Here is a 19,183-nt window from a genome sequence, read left to right as displayed (position 1 = left end):
CCCTAGGCCGTCGCGCGGGTGCGGGCGAGGGCGCGGTCGACGAGCGCGCACAGCTCGGCGCTGACGAGCTCGCGCCGCTCGAACGGCAGGTAGTGCCCGGCGCCGGGCGCGACGAGCAGCCGTGCGCCGCGGATGCCCTGGGCGATCTTGGCGGCGTGCTCGGGCGGGGTGAGCAGGTCGCGGCTGCCGACCAGGATGGTGGCCGGGATGTCGTCGAAGGCCGCCAGGTTGCCGATCCGGTCGTGCGCCATCATGTCCTTGAAGAAGCCCGACATCGTCTCGGGCCGGGCGCGGACGAGTTGGTCGACGACGTGGCCGACGTCCCGGGGCCGGGCCGGGCGGCCGAAGAGGAAGCGGCGCGCGATCTGGCGCTCGATGACGGGGTACTTCTCGCGGCGGCTGAGGCTGAGCATCCGGGAGCGGTTGGCCAGGATGAACGGCAGCCGGTCGCGCAGCAGCGCACCCGCCGCGGCCGGGAGGCCGAGGGTGACCTTGTGCAGCTCACCGCTCGTCGTGCTGACGAAGAGGGCGCCGGCGATCCGGGCCATCAGGTCGGGGCGCTCCTCGGGGATCGCGGTGATCGTCATGCCGCCGACCGAGTGCCCGGCGACGACGAGCGGCCCTTCGGTCGCGTAGGTGTCGACGACCAGCCCGAGGTCGCGCGCGAGGTGCGGGATCGTGCACGCCGCCTCGCTCGCCCGGTCGGACCGGCCGTGCCCGCGGTGGTCCCAGGTGATCAGCCGGATGTCGTGGCCGAAGCGGGCCAGCAGGTCGGTGACCTGGTAGTGCCAGTCCGACTCCTCAGCCGTCCAGCAGTGCGCCAGCAGCACCGTCAGCGGCGCGTCCGCGGGCCCGCGGACCGTCACGTGGATGCGCAGGCCGTCCTCGGTGATCACCTCGTGCTCGTGCTCGGACACGAGGGTCAGCCTTGCACGCCCGTCAGCAGCGCGGTCGCGATCGCCGCGACGCCCTCACCGCGCCCGGTCAGGCCGAGCCCGTCGGTCGTCGTCGCCGACAGCGACACGGGCGCCCCGAGCACCTCGGACAGCGCCGCCTCGGCCTCGCTGCGCCGGGGACCGACCTTGGGCCGGTTCCCGATCACCTGGACCGCCACGTTGACGACCGCGAACCCCGCCGTCTCGACCCGGCGCCGGGTCTCCCCGAGCAGCGCCGCCCCGCTCGCCCCGGCCCACTGGGGTTCCGCCGTACCGAAGTTGCTGCCGAGGTCACCCAGGCCGGCGGCCGAGAGCAGCGCGTCGCAGGCCGCGTGGGCCGCCACGTCGGCATCGGAGTGCCCGTCGAGCCGGACGTCCTCGTCGGGCCAGGTCAGCCCGCCCAGGGCCAGCGGCGGGTCGCCGGCATCGCGCGGGACGAGGCGGTGGACGTCGGAGCCGATGCCGATGCGGAGTCCGGAGGAGGTCACGGCCTGATCATGCCCGAGGTCGCCACCTCGACCGTGCGCACCGGTGATGAGGAAGAATCACCAGGGTGAGGACTTCCCGTGCTTGGTGGGCGACCGCCGGCGTGCTGTCGGGCCTGCTGGGCCTGGCGCTGAGCTACGCCGCCGCGGCGCTGCTGCACGTGCGGGATGCGCCGGTGGTGGCGGTGGCCGAGGGGTTCACCGCGTTGACGCCGGGCAAGGTGGCGCGGTGGGCGATCGACACGTTCGACACGGCGGACAAGAAGGTCCTCGTGTTCGGGATCCTGACGTTCCTCGTGGTCGTCTTCGCCGTGATCGGGCGGGTGGCGCGGACGCGGTGGTGGCTCGCCGTCGCCGGGTACGTCGTCCTGGCGGGCGTGGGTGCCGCGGCGGTGGTGGCCAAGCCCAACACGTCGTTCACCGACCTCGCGCCGGTCGTGGTGGGTCTGCTGGCGTGGCTGGTGGCGCTGGCGGCGCTGGCCGAGTGGCTGCGGCGCTGGGAGCTGGCCGAGGCGGCGGGAGAGCCGGTGACGGCGCCGATGCCCAGCCGGCGCGGGTTCTTCGTGGCGGCGGGTGTGGTCGGGCTGGTCGCGGCGTGCGGAGGGCTGCTCGGGAGGGTGGCGGGCTCGGCGCGGCGCAAGGCCGAGGAGAGCCGGCGGCTGCTGCGGATCGAGGGCGTGACCGCGCCCGACGTACCGCCCGGGGCGAGCCTCGGGATCAAGGGCGTCGCGCCGTGGCAGACGCCGAACGTGGACTTCTACCAAATCGACACGGCCTTCATCAAGCCGACCATCGCGCCGGCCGACTGGGAGCTGCGGATCCACGGGATGGTCGATCGCGAGATCACGCTGTCCTACCGCGACCTGGTCTCGCGCGAGATCACCGAGGACTGGATCACGCTCAACTGCGTGTCCAACGAGGTCGGCGGCGACCTGATCGGCAATGCCTGGTGGAGCGGGGTGCGGCTGGCGGCGATCCTCGCCGAGGCCGGGCCGCACCCTGATGCCGACGCGGTGCTCCAGACCTCCGAGGACGGCTGGACCTGCGGTACGCCGCTCGCGGCGATGATGGACGAGCGCAACGCCCTGCTGGCCGTGGCGATGAACGGCGAGCCGCTGCCGATCGAGCACGGCTTCCCGGTGCGCACGATCGTGCCGGGGCTCTACGGCTACGTCTCGGCGACCAAGTGGGTCGTCGACATGGAGGTCACCCGGTACGACGACATCACGGCGTACTGGACCGAGAAGGGCTGGTCCGAGATGGGCCCGGTCAAGATCGCGTCCAAGATCGAGGTGCCGAGCTCGGGCGCCGACGTCCCGGTCGGCGAGCTGGTCTGCGCGGGCGTCGCGTGGATGCAGCACACGGGCATCTCCGCGGTCGAGGTCCAGGTCGACGGCGGGGCCTGGCAGCGGGCCCGGCTGGCGGCGACGCCCAACGTCGACACGTGGGTCCAGTGGCGCGCGACGGTGACGCTCGACGAGGGCGACCACCAGCTGCGGGTCCGTGCGGTCGACGCCGACGGCAACGTCCAGACCGGTGTGCTCGCGGACGTCGTGCCCGACGGTGCGACCGGCTGGCACACGATCGACGTCACCGCCAAGGCCTGATCACCAGTTGCCGGCGGGCGCCTTCGGCAGCGGGTGCTTCGCGTCGTGGATGACGTACGTCGTCCCGCCCGACGCCTCCAGCCAGGCCTTCTCCAGCTGCGCTCGCGCGTAGACGCGCCGCACGCTCGCGTTGGTCGGCGCCGCGGGGTCGTTGACGATCACGTCGCCCTTGCTGGTGAAGCCGACGACGACGAGCAGGTGCCCGTTGGACGACGAGATCGGCGCGCCGCTCAGCTGGCCGCGCCGGAAGGCGATCGAGAGGACCGGCGGGATGCCGGCCTTGACCAGGACCTCGGCCTCGCGCAGGTCGCGCAGCCGGGTGACGAACGCCTTGCCGGCCTGGCGGGCGGCGTACGCGGTGGTGAAGGGCCAGTTGCCGGTGCCCCGGTAGGCGTGGTCGTACGTCGAGCGTGCCGCCGCGTCGACCCACGGGTCGGCGTGCCCGCCCGGCACCCAGGCGTACGACGCCGCGCCCGGCAGGCGCCCGTAGTAGCCGAGCACCATCGAGGTCGAGGTGGGCGAGCACCACGCCTCACCGCCGCCGCCCCACTGCGGGAAGTGCCCGGTGTGGATCATCTGCGAGTAGCGCGGCACGCTCAGCTCGATGCCGCGCGCGACGCCCGGCGCGGAGACCGGTCCGGCCGCGCGGGGCAGCGCGGAGGTCAGCACCGTCGCCAGGTCCAGGCGCGGCACCGCGCGCTTGCCGCGCTGGCGGTGCACCTTCACCCGCAGCTGGTACGACGCCAGCCCGGCCGTGCGCCAGGTGTCGGTCGCGAGAGTGGTGCCGTCGTCGGCCTGCGCGCCGCCGGAGGCCCGCTTCAGCACGGTGTCCTTGGCGGCCCAGCGGGCGAGCGAGTCCCAGGTGGTCGTGGTCCCGGCCGCCGAGCGGCCGCGCACCTTCAGCTCGATCCAGCTCGACCCGGGAGTGCGGGCCGACCACGACGCGATCAGCTCGGTGTAGGAGAAGCCCGGGGCGACCCAGGGGCTGGTCCAGCGGGCGGTGTCGTAGGTGCGTCCGGCCAGCCGGGTGGTCCGGATGCCCCGGTCGAAGGCGAGCTCGCCGGCCGGCGTGACGCGCGTGCCGCGGGCCTTGCCGGTGCGCCACTGGGCCGCGGCGTCGTACCGCTCGAGGTCGACCTTGCGGTCGGAGACGGCGGCCGCGGTGACGCTCGCGCCGGGTCCACCGGACGTGCGGTCCAGGGTGACGGCGACGCCGCCGGCCACGAGGCAGCCGGCGAGCGCGAGGACGACGGGGGCGGGGAAGAGTCGACGCACTGCCTCACGGTACGTCACATCCGTCACTTGCGTAACAGGGTGGTCTGGGCGCGGTTTCATGTAACTACGTGTTACATACGCGTTTTGGCGTCTACCCGGGCGCAATTGCGTACGTAACACGTAGTTACATGAGCCGTCGTCGTTACATGCGCCGTCGTCGTGACGATGTGAGGCGGACCCCCGGCGATCCCTAGACTGACCCGGTGACCATCCGGCTGTACGACACCGCGACCCGCGAAGTCCGTGACTTCGTGCCCCTTCAGGAGGGCAAAGTGGGTCTCTACGTCTGTGGTCTGACGGTCCAGAGCGAGCCCCACGTCGGTCACGTCCGGTCCGCGGTCAACTTCGACGTCCTCCAGCGCTGGCTGCGCCACCGCGGCTTCGAGGTCACGTTCATCCGCAACATCACCGACATCGACGACAAGATCCTGACGAAGTCGGCCGAGCAGGGCCGCCCCTGGTACAACCTCGCCTACGCGATGAAGATCGAGCTCGACAAGGCCTACGCCGCGCTCAACGTCGCGCCGCCGACCTACGAGCCCGCCGCCACCGGTCACGTGCCCGAGATGATCGAGCTCATCGACCTGCTCATCGAGCGCGGCCACGCCTACCCGGCGGCCGACGGCAGCGGCGACGTCTACTTCGACGTCCGCTCCTGGGCCGCCTACGGCGAGCTGACCCACCAGGGTGTCGACGACATGGAGCCGGCCGCCGACGCCGACCCGCGCGGCAAGCGCGACCCCCGCGACTTCGCCCTCTGGAAGGGCCGCAAGGACTCCGAGCCGGAGACCGCGTCCTGGCCGAGCCCCTGGGGCCGCGGCCGGCCGGGCTGGCACATCGAGTGCTCCGCGATGGCCGGCAAGTACCTCGGCGAGGCCTTCGACATCCACGGCGGCGGCGTCGACCTGCGCTTCCCGCACCACGAGAACGAGCAGGCCCAGTCCCGCGCGGCGGGCGGCGCGTTCGCGTCGTACTGGATGCACAACGCGTGGATCACCACCGCCGGCGAGAAGATGAGCAAGTCGCTCGGCAACACCCTCAGCATCCCGTCGGTGCTCCAGCGGGTCAGCGGTGCCGAGCTGCGCTTCTACATGGTCGCCGCGCACTACCGCTCCCACGTGGAGTTCTCGTTCGAGGCGCTCGACGAGGCCGCCGCGGGCTACCAGCGGATCCTGTCCTTCGTGCAGCGCGCCGGAGGTGCCGAGCCGGGTGAGCTGCCCGAGGCCTTCGCCGCGGCGCTCGACGACGACCTCGGTACGCCGGCCGCCGTCGCCGTCCTCTACGACACCGTGCGCGAGGGCAACCGCCAGCTCGCCGCCGGCGAGGACGTCACCGCCACCGCGGGCGCGGTCGGCGCGATGCTCGACGTGCTCGGCGTGCACCCGGCCGACCCGGCCTGGGCGGCGACGTCCGGCGGCTCGGACACCGAGGAGCGGCTCACCGCCGCGGTCGACGCCCTCGTGGCCGGCCTGCTCGACGAGCGCACGCAGGCGCGGGCGGACAAGGACTGGACGCGTGCGGACGCGATCCGCGATCGGATCAAGGCGGCCGGCATCGAGGTCACCGACACCCCTGATGGACCTACCTGGACGGTGAACTGAGATGGCAGGCAATTCGAGCCGCAAGGGCGCGATCCGCAAGTCGAGCAAGCGACCGCAGGTCGGCTCGGGCGGACAGGTGCGCCGCGGGCTCGCCGGCAAGGGCCCCACGCCCAAGGCGGTCGACCGCGAGTACCACAAGGCCCACAAGATCGCCGAGGCCAAGAAGCGCGCCGACAAGAAGAGCGGGCGCGGCGGCGGTCCGCGCCGTCGTACCGGCGGGGACGAGTGGATCGCCGGGCGCAACCCGGTCGTCGAGGCGCTGCGCGAGCGGGTCCCGGTGACCTCGGTCTACGTCGCCGAGGGGGCCGAGCGCGACAACCGGCTGCGCGAGGTCTTCCGGCTCGCGGCCGAGCACGGCGTCGGCCTGCTCGAGGTCAGCCGCGGCGAGCTCGACCGGCTCACCGACGGTGCGGTCCACCAGGGCCTCGCCGCGCGGATCCCGGCCTACGAGTACGCCCACCCCGACGACCTGCTCGCGGCGGCCGACGAGGCCGGCGAGGCGCCGCTCGTCGTCATCCTCGACTCGATCACCGACCCCCGCAACCTGGGTGCGATCGTCCGCAGCGCCGCCGGTTTCGGCGCCCACGGCGTGGTCATCCCCGAGCGTCGCGCGGCCTCGATGACCGCGGCCGCCTGGAAGACCTCGGCCGGTGCGGCCGCGCGCTGCCCCGTCGCCCAGACCGTCAACCTGACCCGCCAGATCAAGGCCTACCAGGACGCGGGCTGCTTCGTCGTCGGCCTCGCCGCGAACGGCGACCTGACGCTGCCCGAGCTCGTCGCCGACGCCGACCTGGCCCAGGGCCCGCTCGTGCTCGTCGTCGGCTCCGAGGGCGAGGGTCTCTCGCGCCTCGTGGCCGAGAACTGCGACCGGCTGCTGTCGATCCCGATGGCGGGTGTGCTCGAGTCCCTCAACGCCGGTGTCGCCGCCTCGGTCGCGCTGTACGCCGTCGCGGAGGCCCGCGCCGGACGTTGAGCGTGACCCGGACGTGACACCGACGCGACGTCGCCTCCTCCAGGGCCTGGGGTACGCCGGGGCCTGGATCGTCCTGTCCCTGCTGTTCGCCGCGACGATCTTCGTCAACAGCGAGCGCACGATCGACGTGGCGAGCCACCAGGCCACGCTGAGCCCCGACTTCTCGGGCGAGATCGTGCTCCGCACCGGCCCGGTGCTGCCGGACCTGCGGATCCCGTCCGGCAGCCGCCTGGGCCTGGCGATCGAGCTCGGCAAGACCGACACCGAGTCGCTCGACGAGCTCACCGCGCGCTACGCCGCGATCGCCTCGCAGCCCGAGGGCCAGATCGCCGCCGTCGAGCGCAGCGTGCGGTCGATGGCCTACGCCGCCCTGCTCCAGGGCGGCGCCCTGGGCACCGTGCCGCTGCTGGTGTGGGCCGCGGTCGGCAGCGAGCGGCGTCGTACCCTCGTCCGCGCCCTGCCCACGCGACGCGGGCTGCTGGTGACCGGGGGCGTGCTCGTGCTCGTCGCCGCGGTCGTCGTACCGGTGGGGTGGGGGCGGTTCGAGGCGCCGCGCGAGCGCTGGGAGACGCTCCAGGACTACGTCGGCGCCGCGGTCGTGCTGCCCGACGAGGTCGCCGACGTGCAGGTGCTGGCCGATGCCACCACCGACCAGTCGCGCCGGCTGATCGAGAGCGCGGTCAGCAGCTACCGGCAGGGCCTGGAGTTCTACTCCGCCGCGGCCGCCAAGGCCGCCGACCTCGAGCTGCGGCAGCCCGAGGAGGGCGAGACGGTCACCGTCCTCGTCTCCGACCGGCACGACAACGTCGGCATGGACAAGGTCGCCCGCGCCATCGCCGACACCGCCGGGGCCACCACGGTCTACGACGCCGGTGACGACACCTCGACCGGCAGCCACTGGGAGGCCTTCTCCCTCGACTCCGTCGCCGCCGCCTTCGATGACTTCGAGGGCCGCTGGGCGGTCGCCGGCAACCACGACAACGGCAGCTTCGTCCGCGCCCACCTGGAGAAGCTGGGCTGGAAGTACTTCGACGACGAGGTGGTCGAGGGCCCCGGCGGCTCGCGGCTCCTCGGCGTCGACGACCCCCGCTCGAGCGGGCTGGGCAATTGGCGCGACGAGAAGGGCCTGAGCTTCGCCGAGGTCGCCGACCGGGTCACCGAGGCGGCCTGCGCCGCCGACGCCGACGGCGAGCGCCCCGGCACGATCCTGGTCCACGACGCCAAGCTCGGCGCGGGGGCGCTGGAGAAGGGCTGCGTCGACCTGGTCGTCGGCGGCCATATCCACGTCCAGAGCGGGCCGACCGCGGTCGAGGGCGAGAACGGCAAGACCGGCTACACCTACACTGTCGGGACGACGGGCGGGGCGGCGTACGCCATCGCGATCGGGACCAAGCTGCGCCGTCCGGCCAGCATCGCGCTCATCACCTACCGCGACGAGCGCCCGGTCGGCATCCAGTCGATCACGCTCCAGACCAACGGCCGCTACGACGTCGACGACTGGGTCGAGCTCACCTACTGAAGCACCCTCCGACGAGGGTGGTCCGCCGTGCCCGCGGGACTAGGGTCGGCAGCATGGGAACGACTGTCGACCGCCTGCTGCCCACCGAGGAGGCCGAGGAGCTCCTCGCCCTGGCCCGTGAGATCGCGACCAAGGAGCTCGCGCCGCGGGTCGCCGAGGCCGAGGAGAAGGCGGAGTTCCCCGAGGCGGCGTACCGCCTGCTGGGGCAGTCGGGCCTGCTCAGCCTGCCCTTCGCCGAGGAGATCGGCGGCGGGGGACAGCCCTACGAGGTCTACCTCCAGGTGGTCGAGGAGATCGCCGCGGCCTGGCCCAGCGTCGGCGTCGGCGTCTCCGTGCACGCCCTCACCGCGACCGTCGTCGCCGCCAATGCCTCCGCCACCGTGCGCGAGACCTGGCTGCCGCGGATGCTGTCCGGCGACTGGCTCGGCGCCTACTGCCTCTCCGAGCCCCAGGCCGGCTCCGACGTCAGTGGCATCCGCACCGCCGCGGTCCGCGACGGCGACGGCTACGTCATCAAGGGCACCAAGGCGTGGATCTCCAACGGCTCCTGCGCCGACTACTACATCCTCTTCGCCCGCACCTCCGAGGACCCCAAGCGCGGCCTGTCGGCGTTCGTCGTCCCCGACGGCACCCCCGGGATGTCCTTCGGTGCACCCGAGAAGAAGATGGGCCTGCACTGCGACGTCACCACCCAGGTGCTCTTCGACGGCGCCCGGATCCCGGCCGCCCAGCTCATCGGCGACGAGGGCGCCGGCATGCGCGTCGCCCTCTCCGCCCTCGACGCGGGCCGCCTCGGCATCGCCGCCGTCGCCACCGGCATCGCCCAGGCCGCCCTGGCGCACGCGGTCGCCTACGCCAAGGAGCGCGAGCAGTTCGGGCGCACCATCGGCGAGTTCCAGGGGATGCAGTTCCTGCTCGCGGACATGGCGGCGGACGTCGAGCGCGCGCGGGCGTCGTACCTGATGGCGGCGCGGCTCAAGGACGCCGGCCGCCCCTACGCGCGCCAGGCCTCGATCGCCAAGCTCACCGCCAGCGACGCCGCCATGCGCGTCACGACCGACGCGATCCAGGTGTTCGGCGGCAACGGCTACACGCGGGAGTACCCGGTCGAGCGGCTCTTCCGAGACGCGAAGGTCACCCAGATCTTCGAGGGGACCAACCAGATCCAGCGGATGGTGATCGGGCGCGACCTGCTGCGGTGACGTGGTGGAGGACCTCCGCCGGCGCCGCCGCGAGGCCCGGCCGGTCGCCGTTGCCGGGGCGATGGCCCTTAGGCTGTAGCCCGCGATCCCCGGTTGGTCTGCCGGTAGGGCCCGCCTGACTTTGAATCAGGACAAGCGACGTAGGTTCGACTCCTACCCGGGGAGCCAAGCACAGGAGCAAGCGATGACGTCCCAGCCCGAGCAGCTCGTGGTCGAGGGAGGCATCGCGCTGGCCTGCCCGACGTGCGCCGGATCGACCTTCACCCGCAACGGCGTCACGCTGATCACCTCGCGGATGGCGAACACGGGGCTCAACAAGCGCGCGGAGGCAGCGGTGTGCAGCCGGTGCGGGAACATCCAGTTCTTCGTGGCCGGAGCGCTGCGGCCGGGGCCTGCCGCGCCGGAGTGATCCGGACGACACCGCGCCAAGTCGCGTCAGCAGCGCGCGATGCCGGTGTCTCCCAGGCATGCCGATGCTCCCCGAGACGCCCGACGAGCCGGAGGGTGCGCCCGTCTCGCCCGCCGCGATCCGGCGCGTGATCAACATGGTGGTCGAGTCGCTGACCGCCCAGGTCGACGAGCCGTACGTCCTCGTGCTGCGCACCGCCTACAGCACGCACTACAGCGGACCCTTCCCCGACGGGATGACCGCGCTGCTCGCGATGGAGGAGGAGCTGCGCGCCAACGCGGGGCTCCCCGAGGACGAGCGGGTCGCGGTGACGATGGCGCCGCTGGTCCCGTGGCGGCTTGCCCGCACCATCTACGATGCTCCTTAGTAGATAGCGACGGAGGAGCCCCCGTGAAGCCTCAGCTCAAGGCCACCCTGCTGGTCGCCGCGGTGTTCGTGGCCGTGGTGGCCGTCCTGCTCGTGGTGGGCGGGAGGGACGACCCGGCCGACGCCGGACCGGGGGGCGACACCCCCTCCGGCACCGGTACGACGGACAGCCGCCTCGTGCGCGACGACAGCCGCGTGCTGGGCGAGCGGGGGAGCAGCGACGTCGAGCTCGTCGAGTTCCTCGACTTCGAGTGCGAGGCCTGCGGCGCGGCGTACCCGGTGGTCGAGGACCTCCGCGAGCGGTACGGCGACAAGGTGAGCTTCGTCGTGCGCTACTTCCCGCTGCCCGGCCACTTCAACGCCGAGCGCGCCGCGCGGGCGGTCGAGTCGGCCGCGCGCCAGGGCAAGTTCGAGGAGATGTACCGCAAGATGTACGACACCCAGTCCTCGTGGGGGGAGCAGCGGGTGCCGCTCGACGACCTGTTCCGCGGCTACGCCGAGGAGCTCGGCCTCGACCTCGCCCGGTACGACGAGGACTACGCCTCCGACGAGGTCGCGGCCCGGGTGCAGCGCGATGTCGACGACGGGCTGGCGCTGGGCGTGCAGGGGACGCCGACGTTCTTCCTCGGTGGCGAGCTGCTGCAGCCGGAGTCGGTCGCCGACTTCGAGCGCGCGCTCACCGACGCCCTCGGCGAGTGAGCACCGACAAGCGCCTCGGCGCGCTCCTCGTCGGCGGCGGCGCGCTCGGCTTCGTGGCGGCGTTCGTGCTGCTGCTCGAGAAGATCGAGCTCCTCAAGGACGCCGGCTACACGCCGTCCTGCAGCCTCAACCCGATCCTCAACTGCGGCTCGGTGATGGTCACCGACCAGGCCGAGGTGTTCGGCTTCCCGAACCCGCTGATCGGCATCGCCGCGTTCCCCGTGGTGGTGGCGACCGGGGCGGCGCTGCTGGCCGGCGCCCGGCTGGCGCGCTGGTACTGGGCCGGACTCCAGGTGGGCGTCACGCTCGGGCTCGGGTTCGTGCTCTGGCTGATGTTCCAGAGCCTCTACCGGATCGGCGCGCTGTGCCCCTACTGCATGGTCGTGTGGGCCGTCGTGCTGCCGATCTTCTGGTACGTCACGCTGCGCAACGCGGGCGCGGGGCTGTTCGGCGCCAAGGTCGCCGGGGCACGCGTCGTACGGACGCTGCGGGAGTGGCACCTGTTCGCGCTGACCCTGGCGGTGCTGCTCGTGCTGGTGCTGATCATCGAGCAGTTCTGGTACTACTGGAAAACACTGGTCTAGCAGGACTGGCCGAGCGCGTCTCCGTCGCCGCGGGAGGCAGCAAGCTGCCCGGCGCGACTCCCGCCGCGCTGCCGGCCGAGCCGCTCAGGTCAGCATCGCGCGGCAGCCGCTGAGGACCATCTCGATCAGCGGCGCCGCCGCCAGCACCACCGGTACGGCGAGCACGGCCGCCGTCGCCGAGCCCACCGCCGCGCTGCGCGGGTGGGACCAGCCGGCGTCGTCGCCGGTGAGCCGGCGAACCCGGGCCAGGGCGGCGACATCGCCCGCGGCCAGGCCCGGGTGGGGTGCGGGAGTCGGGGCGCCGCAGGCGAGCGCGACCAGGGCGCGGGCCAGGCCGCGCGGGTCGCGGGCGGCGTCGTCGGCCTGCATCTCGACGAGGACCGCGACCTGCTCCTGGGCGGTCGCGAGGAGCGTGCGCAGCAGCGGGACGGGTGCGAACGCCCGGCGCAGGACGCCCGCCACGGTGAGCGCGACGTCGTGGCGCGAGCCCAGGTGCCGGCGCTCGTGGGCCAGGACCTGGGTCAGCTCGTGGGGCGTCAGCGCGTCGCGGGCCGCGGTGGTCACCACGATGCGCGGGTGCAGGCCCGGCAGGCAGTAGACGAGCGGTACGGGGTGGTCGAGGACGACATAGCCGTCGGCGTGGTCGTGGCCGAGCAGGCGCAGCGCGTCGTGCTGGTCGCGCCGGGCGCGGACGGTGCCGAGCACCGCGGTCGTGGCGAGCCAGGTCAGCCGGACCGCCAGGGCGAGGACGGCGAGGCCGGCGAGCGCGGCGACCTCGGGGCCGGCCGGGGTGAGGTAGTGGGCGACCACCGTGGTGGTCGGGATCCCGGTCAGCCAGGAGAGCCCGGCAGCGACCGGCGGCAGTGGTACGGCGAGCGTGACGCCGAGCAGCGCGACCGCGACGACGACGGAGCCGGCCAGTCCCTGCCAGGCGAGCACGCCCCAGCCCGGCGCGCGCTGGACCCAGTGGGCGCGCAGCAGCAGGCGGGGGCCGGCGGTGGCGGCCAGGACCGCGAAGGCGAGCAGGGACAGCGGGGCGAGCACGGCGAGCACGGCGCTCAGCGCTCCTCGGCGTCGGCGTCGGTGAGGGCGGCGCGCAGCCGGACCTGGTCGTCGGTGGAGAGCTGGCCGACGAAGCGCAGCAGGGTCGCACCTCGGTCGGGGGCCTGGGCGAGGACGTCCTCGAGCAGCGCGGCGGTGTGCTCCTCGCGGGTCAGCGCGGCGGTGTAGCGGTAGGCGCGGCCGTCCTTGGCGCGCGCGACCAGGCCCTTGCGGTGCAGGTTGTCGAGGACCGTCATCACCGTCGTGTAGGCGATCGCGCGGGTGCGCTGGAGGTCGTCGACGACCTCGCGGACCGAGAGCGGGCGGGCGTCGTCCCACAGCCGGCCCATGACGACCGCCTCGAGCTGGCCCAGCTGCTTCATGCCTCCCAGGCTCTCATGCGGCCGAAGCCGCCCGGCTCACGAGCCGAGCAGGTCGCCGGGGCCCAGGCCGAGCGCGCGCTCGATGTCGCCGGCCGCGGTCTCGTGGAGGTACTCCTGGACGATCCGGCTGAGGTCGATCCAGTAGCCGCGCAGCGTCGACTCCGCGAGGTACATCGTGCGGCTCATCTCGGCGAACGTCAGGCCGCGCGCGCGGGCGGCGAGCACCTGGCGCTGGCGCGGGGAGAGGACGGTGAGGCTGCCGCGGCGCACCAGGACCTCGAGCAGCCCCGCGATCGCCGGCGGTACGACGAGCTCGCCGTCGGCCACCGCGCGGAAGGCCGCGGCGGTGGCCTCCAGGGTCTCGGTCTTGGACACCACGCCGGTCGCCCCGGCGGCCAGGCACGCGGCGAGCACGAAGCGGCGCTGCTCCTGGGTGTAGACGCACACCCGGTAGCCGGCCGCGACGAGCGCCCGGATCGCCTCGGGGCCCTGGGTGGCCTCGGGCTGGCCGGCGGTGGCGAGGTGCAGGTCGAGCACGACGACGTCGGCGTCCGGCCGCTTCGCGAGCAGGTCCTCGACGTTGGGGTGCGCGGAGACGAAGTCCAGGTCGGGCAGCAGCAGGCCGAGCGAGGCGCGCAGCGCGGTGGTGTCGTCGACGTGGGCGAACCGGGGGTCGGTCATGCGGGCTCCTCGGTCCGGGTCAGGGTGATGGTGGTGCCGAGGCCCGGCACGCTGTCGACCGCGGTCGTCACGCCCGAGCGGGCGAGCTGGCCGACGACGACATCGCGGATCCCCACACCGTACGACGCCTCGTCGATCGCGAAGCCCACCCCGTCGTCGTGCAGGCTGACCTCCCAGCCGTCGCCGTCCTCGTGCTCCTCGGCGTGGAGCACCACCTCGCGGGCGCCCGCGTGCAGGCGGACGTTGAGCAGCAGGCTGCGCAGCGCGGCGGCCAGGTCGTCGGCGACGGCGCGGTCGAGCTCGACCTCGTCGGCCAGGTGGGCGACGACGGTGATCGGGAGGTCGTCGAACTCCGCACGCGAGGCGGTGACCACGGCGGCCAGGCTCGTCGTACCGGCGGCGGGGAGGGGGTCGCCGGTGAGGTACGCGCGCATCCGGCTCAGCTCGATCTCGGCCTGCTGGCGCAACCCGGCCGGCTGGTCCGCGTCCCCGCCGGTCTCGACGAGCAGGCGCAGCACGGCGGTGCCGTTGTGGATCGCGGTCCGGGCCCGGCGCTCCTCCTCGGTGCGGGCCGCGTCGGCGGCGAGCCGGCGGGCCTCGTCGGCCTCGGCGCCGATCCGGATGATCATCCGGGTGCAGGTCCAGGCGAGCGGCCCGAGGACCAGGATCGTGAGCAGGTTGCCGAGCAGGTCCGGCACGTCGCTCCAGCCGGTCACCGTCGGCGCCTGGTAGATCGCGGTGGCCGTCGCGAGCGCGGCCAGCAGCGGGAGGTAGAGCCGCCGCGAGGTCGCGCCGGTCAGCAGCGAGCACGCGACGCAGATCGCGTAGCCGGCCTGGAAGCCGAGCCAGGTGCCCTGGCGCAGGTCGACCGGTACGGTCCACAGCCCGGCGAGGAGCAGCAGCACGGCGATGGTGACGTCGGCGACGGCGGCGGCCGGGCCGAGGGGACGCCCCCGGAGCACGACGAGGATGGCCGGGACGGTGAGCGCGACGAGCGCGACGACCCAGGTGGCCACCGTCGCCGCGTGGCGGGAGTCGGTCGTGATCGCGGTCGCCAGCGAGGGAGCCATCTGCACGAGCGTGGCGATCCGCATGCCGGCGATGAAGATCGCCACCAGGCGCAGTGCTGCTGCCTGGGTCGAGGGCCGTGGGTTCGCCACCCGCCTGCTCACCTTCCGCGGGCCGACTAGGTCGGGCTCAGGCTACCTTCCGGCTCCCCGGGGCTCAGACGTCGGTGACCCACCACGGCGCGGTGGGTGTGGTCCGCAGCGCCACGACCGTGTGGAGCGCGCCGGCGTGGAGCACCCGGCCCTCCCACTGCTGCGGGATGCCGGCGGAGACGTCGACCGGCGCCGTGCCCGGCTCCAGGTACAGGTCGTGCGCCGCTCCGGCCTTGACCTTGCGGTGGTCCGACGCGGCCACGGTCAGCGGGACGCACCAGGTCCGGAGCTCGGTGCGGTGCGGCTCGGCGCGCAGCTTGTCCTGGTCGAGCACGAGCAGCACCCGCGGCGAGCTCTCGACGTCCGTGCGCCGCAGCCGGGCGGAGCGCCGGGCGGAGCCGATCGCGATGCCGGTCAGCACCAGGCCGACCAGGCCGGTGCCGCCGATCAGCGCCACGTCGCCGAAGCCGAACCCCGACGGCTCGTCGACGGACATCGCGCCCCCCTCCGTATGCCGCCACACCCGCGCCTCATCGCCGACCTGGAGGTCCTCGCTGCTCACCCGGCCGGTGCGCCCGTCCGCAGTCCTCACCTGGACGTGGCGGACGTCGACCCACCGGCGGGCGCGCTTGCCGCCGCGCCGCTCCCGGTGGCTGCCCTCGCTCTGCACCGTGACGGCGACCTGCTCGGCGACCTGCTCGGTGGCGGCGCGGTAGCCGACGACACCGGCGCCCACGACGGCGGCGACCGCGAGGACCGACGTCACCACGGCGGTCACCAGGCTCTTGCGGGCGAGCCGGAGGACGCGCTCGTGGACGAGGTCGGGTGCAGGGGCGGACACGGGGGACCACCCTGCCCGGCCCGGGGGTAGGGAAAACCCCACCCCCAGGAGGCGGAGCAGGCCCATCGAGCGCGGCTCCGGATCTTCCTAGCGTCGGAGACACCAGTTCCGGTCCCACCGATCCCCCCAGGAGCAGCCCATGTCCGCACCCGTCGCCCTCGAGGTCCAGGGCCTCACCCGTACCTACGGCGAAGGCGCCGCCGGCGTCGTCGCCCTCGCCGGCATCGACCTCGCGTTCCGGCGCGGCACGTTCACCGCCGTGATGGGGCCCTCGGGCTCCGGCAAGTCCACCTTCCTCACCTGCGCCGCCGGTCTCGACCGCCCCACGAGCGGCCGGGTGCTCATCGGCGGCGAGGACCTCACCGACTGGGACGAGGAGCGCCGCACGACGCTGCGCCGCGAGCGCATCGGCTTCGTCTTCCAGAGCTTCCACCTGCTGCCGTACCTCTCCGCCGAGCAGAACGTCGGCCTCCCGCGCCGGCTCGCCGGCAAGCGCCCCGACCGGGCGCGGGTACGCGGACTGCTGGACCGGGTCGGTCTCGCCGACCGCGCCCACCACCTGCCCGGCAGCCTCTCCGGCGGCCAGCAGCAGCGCGTGGCGCTGGCCCGGGCGCTCGTCACCGACCCGGACGTCGTCCTCGCGGACGAGCCGACCGGGGCGCTCGACTCGGCGACCGCCCGGCAGGTGCTCGGGATGCTGCGCGCCAGCGTCACCGACCTCGGCCAGACGGTGGTGATGGTGACCCACGACCCCGTCGCCGCGTCGTACGCCGACGAGGTGGTCTTCCTCGTCGACGGCCGGGTCGCGGGCCGGATGGCCGAGCCCACCGCCGACGCGGTCGCCGGCCAGATGGCGCACCTCGACGAGCTGGTGGTGGCCCGATGAGCGCCGGGACCACGACCCTCGCCTGGCGCAGCCTGCGCCACCGTCCGCTCGCCGCGACGGCGACCTTCCTCGCGGTGCTGCTCGGCACCGCCCTGATCGGGTCCTTCGCGACCCTGGTCGAGACCTCGTTCTCCGCGGCCGCGGCCGACACCGGCAACCTGGTCGTGATGGGTGCCGTCGTCGGCGGCTGGGGCGCGCTGATCGTGCTCTTCTCCGTCGCCTCGACCGTCGGCATCACCACCACCCAGCGCGCCGCCGAGATCGGCCTGCTGCGCACCATCGGCGCGACCCCGCGCCAGGCCCGCCGGCTGATCGCCCGCGAGGCGGCCGGCGTCGCGCTGCTCGGTGCGGTCCTCGGTGCCCTCGTCGCCGCGGGCACCGGACGCCTGCTCTTCGACCTGCTCCAGTCGGGTGGGCTCGTCTCCGACGCCACCCGGTACGACGCGGGTCCGGCCTCCGTCGGCGCCGCCGCCCTGCTCGTCCTCCTCGCCGCCGGCGCCGCTGCCGCGGTGGCCGCCCGGCGGGCGACCCGCGGCCCGGCCGGCGTCCTGGTCCGCGACAGCGTCGCCGAGCAGGGCCGGATGCGCTGGTGGCGCGTTGCGATCGCGGTGCTGCTCATCGGCTACGGCCTGGCCATGGCCGTCATCACGATCACCGTCACGGCCCACGACAACGACCCCTACGCGGCGATGTCGACGAGCGGGTCGAGCTCGATCCTGGTCGGTGTGGGCCTCGCGGTCCTCGCGCCGGTGCTGCTGCGCTGGTGCGCCGCGCCGCTGCGGCTGGTCGCCGGAGCGTCGTCGAGCGCGAGCGCGCACCTGGCGTCGTACAACACGGTGCGGCGGGCACACCTGCTCTCCGGTGTCCTCGCGCCGGTGATCGTGCTGACCGCGGCCGCCGCCGGGACGCTGCTGCTGGTGAACATCGACACCCGCAGCCTCCCCGCGGGGACACCCGACAGCGACACGATCAACCTGCTCAACAACGTGGTCGTCGCGATGATCGCGCTGTTCGCCGCGATCATGGTCGTCAACGCGTTCGTCGCCACCGTGGCGCACCGGCGGACCGAGCTCGAGCGGCTGCGCCTCCTCGGCGCGACGCCCCGCCAGGTGCGCGGTTCCGTCGTCGCCGAGGCGGCCGTGGTCGCCGTGATCGGCGTCGGGCTGGGCCTCCTCGCGGCGCTGACCACGGTGGTCCCGTTCGCGGTCGCCCGGCACGAGGGCGTCGTCCCGGACGGCGGTCTGTGGTTGGTCCCGGTGGTCGTCGTCGCGGTCGCGGCGGTGACGCTGGGCTCGGCGCGGGGAGCGGTGCGGAGCGCGGTCCGATGACAGACTGGCCCGCGATGGACGCCACGGTCACGGTCGACGGACTGGTGGAGCGACTGCGGCTCACCCTGCTCTCCGCCGGGTACGCCGTCTCGTTCCTCCCGTCGCTCGCGCTGGCGATCCTCACCCTGCTCTGCCTCCCGCTCGGCCTGGCCGGCGCCGGCTTCGTGCTGGCGCTGGCCGTGGTCCCGATGACCGGGGCCCTGACCGCCGCGCACCGCCAGGTCAGCGGCCGGGTGCTCGGCGAGACGATCCCGGCCCGCTACGCACCCACGGGTGGCTTCGCCCTGGCGTGGCCGGTGCGCTGGCTGCGCGACCCGGCCCGCTGGCGCGACTTCGGGTTCCTCTGCTTCTCGGCGACCGGCGGCTTCGTGATGTCGCTGGTGCCGGTGGCGCTGCTGACCACGCCGATCACCTGGCTGATCCTCGCGTTCACCGCGGGGGAGTGGGTGTGGCTCCTGCTGCTCCTGCTCAGCGGCCCGATGCTGCTGGCCTGGTGGTTCGTCACCGAGCCGCTCGTGACGGCCCGGGCGCGTGCCGAGCGGGCGATCCTCGGTCACGACCGGGTCGCCGAGCTCGCGGAGCGCGTCGAGCGCGTCGAGGAGTCCCGCGCCGAGACCCTCGACCACAACGCCGCCGAAGTACGCCGCATCGAGCGCGACCTGCACGACGGCGCCCAGGCCCGGATCGCCTCGGTCGGCATGAACGTCGGCCTCGCCGAGAAGCTCCTGCGCACCGACCCCGAGGCCGCCGCCGCGCTGCTGCGCGAGGCCCGGGAGACCACGATCGACGCCCTCGACGACCTGCGCTCGGTCGTGCGCGGCATCCACCCGCCGGTCCTCGCCGACCGCGGCCTGGCCGGCGCGATCGAGGCGCTGGCCGTGGCGCTGCCGGTGCCGGTGGCGGTCGCGGTCGACGTACCGCGGCTGCCGGCGCCGGTCGAGTCCGCCGCCTACTTCGCCGTCGCCGAGTGCCTCGCCAACACCGTCAAGCACGCCGCGGCCGGCCGGTCCTGGGTGCGCGGCACCTATGACGGCGACACCCTCCGCCTCGTCGTCGGGGACGACGGCCGCGGCGGCGCCGACCCGGCGGGCTCCGGGCTGAGCGGGGTGGCGCGCCGGCTCGACGCCTTCGACGGCAGACTCAGCGTCGACAGTCCCGAGGGCGGGCCGACCACGGTCCGGATGGAGGTGCCGTGCCGGACGGAGTGA

20 protein-coding genes and 1 tRNA gene are annotated in these 19,183 nt (G+C 73.9%); 13 read left to right on the top strand and 8 right to left on the bottom strand.

Features of this window, described 5'->3' with window-relative positions; all coding sequences use genetic code 11:
• Window positions 1-2: 2 nt before the first annotated feature.
• Window positions 3-917: an alpha/beta fold hydrolase gene (locus M0M48_RS18795; RefSeq protein WP_257752289.1), complete on the bottom strand. Its 915-nt coding sequence runs from the start codon at window positions 915-917 to the stop codon at window positions 3-5.
• A gap of 5 nt (window positions 918-922) precedes the next feature.
• Window positions 923-1,423 carry a 2-C-methyl-D-erythritol 2,4-cyclodiphosphate synthase gene (ispF, locus tag M0M48_RS18790; RefSeq protein ID WP_257752288.1) on the bottom strand — a complete coding sequence of 167 codons (501 nt, stop codon included), beginning with the start codon at window positions 1,421-1,423 and terminating at the stop codon, window positions 923-925.
• Between the two features lie 65 nt (window positions 1,424-1,488).
• On the opposite strand from ispF, the gene M0M48_RS18785 reads away from it, so the two are divergent.
• Entirely contained in the window at window positions 1,489-3,027 is a 1,539-nt protein-coding gene (locus M0M48_RS18785) for a molybdopterin-dependent oxidoreductase (RefSeq protein WP_257752287.1), read from the top strand.
• On the opposite strand, the gene M0M48_RS18780 is transcribed toward M0M48_RS18785, so the two are convergent.
• Complete coding sequence (locus tag M0M48_RS18780; protein WP_257752286.1) at window positions 3,028-4,302, bottom strand: C39 family peptidase; 1,275 nt, start codon at window positions 4,300-4,302, stop codon at window positions 3,028-3,030.
• Window positions 4,303-4,505: 203 nt separating this feature from the next.
• On the opposite strand from M0M48_RS18780, the gene cysS reads away from it, so the two are divergent.
• From cysS to M0M48_RS18735, 9 genes are all read left to right on the top strand, one after another.
• A complete protein-coding gene (gene cysS / locus M0M48_RS18775) occupies window positions 4,506-5,903 on the top strand; it encodes a cysteine--tRNA ligase (protein WP_257752285.1) in 1,398 nt (465 codons plus the stop codon).
• A gap of 1 nt (window position 5,904) precedes the next feature.
• The gene (gene rlmB, locus M0M48_RS18770) at window positions 5,905-6,876 is read left to right on the top strand and encodes a 23S rRNA (guanosine(2251)-2'-O)-methyltransferase RlmB (RefSeq protein ID WP_257752284.1); all 972 of its coding nucleotides are present in this window, start codon (window positions 5,905-5,907) and stop codon (window positions 6,874-6,876) included.
• Window positions 6,877-6,889: 13 nt separating this feature from the next.
• Complete coding sequence (locus tag M0M48_RS18765; protein WP_257752283.1) at window positions 6,890-8,395, top strand: metallophosphoesterase; 1,506 nt, start codon at window positions 6,890-6,892, stop codon at window positions 8,393-8,395.
• 53 nt (window positions 8,396-8,448) lie between these two features.
• Window positions 8,449-9,597, top strand: coding sequence for an acyl-CoA dehydrogenase family protein (locus M0M48_RS18760; protein ID WP_257752282.1), 1,149 nt, complete (start codon window positions 8,449-8,451; stop codon window positions 9,595-9,597).
• A gap of 86 nt (window positions 9,598-9,683) precedes the next feature.
• Window positions 9,684-9,765: transfer RNA gene (locus M0M48_RS18755), tRNA-Gln, on the top strand.
• A 16-nt stretch (window positions 9,766-9,781) separates the two neighbouring features.
• Window positions 9,782-10,006 carry a hypothetical protein gene (locus M0M48_RS18750; RefSeq protein WP_257752281.1) on the top strand — a complete coding sequence of 75 codons (225 nt, stop codon included), beginning with the start codon at window positions 9,782-9,784 and terminating at the stop codon, window positions 10,004-10,006.
• Between the two features lie 58 nt (window positions 10,007-10,064).
• Window positions 10,065-10,373, top strand: a complete 309-nt coding sequence (locus M0M48_RS18745; RefSeq protein ID WP_252373155.1) for a hypothetical protein — start codon at window positions 10,065-10,067, stop codon at window positions 10,371-10,373.
• A gap of 23 nt (window positions 10,374-10,396) precedes the next feature.
• Window positions 10,397-11,071, top strand: a complete 675-nt coding sequence (locus tag M0M48_RS18740) for a DsbA family protein (protein ID WP_257752280.1) — start codon at window positions 10,397-10,399, stop codon at window positions 11,069-11,071.
• Window positions 11,068-11,655 carry a vitamin K epoxide reductase family protein gene (locus tag M0M48_RS18735; protein WP_257752279.1) on the top strand — a complete coding sequence of 196 codons (588 nt, stop codon included), beginning with the start codon at window positions 11,068-11,070 and terminating at the stop codon, window positions 11,653-11,655. The genes M0M48_RS18740 and M0M48_RS18735 overlap by 4 nt, the downstream gene beginning before the upstream one ends.
• Window positions 11,656-11,739: 84 nt before the next feature.
• Here the strand turns inward: M0M48_RS18735 and M0M48_RS18730 are convergent, their stop codons facing one another.
• From M0M48_RS18730 to M0M48_RS18710, 5 genes are all read right to left on the bottom strand, one after another.
• Window positions 11,740-12,708 carry a M56 family metallopeptidase gene (locus M0M48_RS18730; RefSeq protein WP_257752278.1) on the bottom strand — a complete coding sequence of 323 codons (969 nt, stop codon included), beginning with the start codon at window positions 12,706-12,708 and terminating at the stop codon, window positions 11,740-11,742.
• Between the two features lie 5 nt (window positions 12,709-12,713).
• Entirely contained in the window at window positions 12,714-13,079 is a 366-nt protein-coding gene (locus tag M0M48_RS18725; RefSeq protein WP_257752277.1) for a BlaI/MecI/CopY family transcriptional regulator, read from the bottom strand.
• 36 nt (window positions 13,080-13,115) lie between these two features.
• Window positions 13,116-13,760, bottom strand: coding sequence for a hypothetical protein (locus M0M48_RS18720; RefSeq protein ID WP_215814444.1), 645 nt, complete (start codon window positions 13,758-13,760; stop codon window positions 13,116-13,118).
• Window positions 13,757-14,920: a hypothetical protein gene (locus tag M0M48_RS18715; protein ID WP_257752276.1), complete on the bottom strand. Its 1,164-nt coding sequence runs from the start codon at window positions 14,918-14,920 to the stop codon at window positions 13,757-13,759. The genes M0M48_RS18720 and M0M48_RS18715 overlap by 4 nt, the downstream gene beginning before the upstream one ends.
• A gap of 64 nt (window positions 14,921-14,984) precedes the next feature.
• A complete protein-coding gene (locus M0M48_RS18710) occupies window positions 14,985-15,761 on the bottom strand; it encodes a hypothetical protein (protein WP_257752275.1) in 777 nt (258 codons plus the stop codon).
• Window positions 15,762-15,900: 139 nt separating this feature from the next.
• Here M0M48_RS18710 and M0M48_RS18705 point away from each other — a divergent pair, with 139 nt between their 5' ends.
• From M0M48_RS18705 to M0M48_RS18695, 3 genes are read left to right on the top strand one after another with little or no spacing between them, the layout of a single operon-like run.
• Window positions 15,901-16,647 carry an ABC transporter ATP-binding protein gene (locus M0M48_RS18705; RefSeq protein WP_257752274.1) on the top strand — a complete coding sequence of 249 codons (747 nt, stop codon included), beginning with the start codon at window positions 15,901-15,903 and terminating at the stop codon, window positions 16,645-16,647.
• Window positions 16,644-17,975, top strand: coding sequence for an FtsX-like permease family protein (locus M0M48_RS18700; RefSeq protein WP_257752273.1), 1,332 nt, complete (start codon window positions 16,644-16,646; stop codon window positions 17,973-17,975). The genes M0M48_RS18705 and M0M48_RS18700 overlap by 4 nt, the downstream gene beginning before the upstream one ends.
• Entirely contained in the window at window positions 17,972-19,183 is a 1,212-nt protein-coding gene (locus M0M48_RS18695) for a sensor histidine kinase (RefSeq protein WP_257759254.1), read from the top strand. The genes M0M48_RS18700 and M0M48_RS18695 overlap by 4 nt, the downstream gene beginning before the upstream one ends.

Source organism: Pimelobacter simplex, from assembly GCF_024662235.1.
GTDB lineage: Bacteria > Actinomycetota > Actinomycetes > Propionibacteriales > Nocardioidaceae > Nocardioides.
The sequence above is the reverse complement of the archived record's forward strand: the minus strand, read 5'-3'. Positions and strand labels throughout refer to the sequence as shown.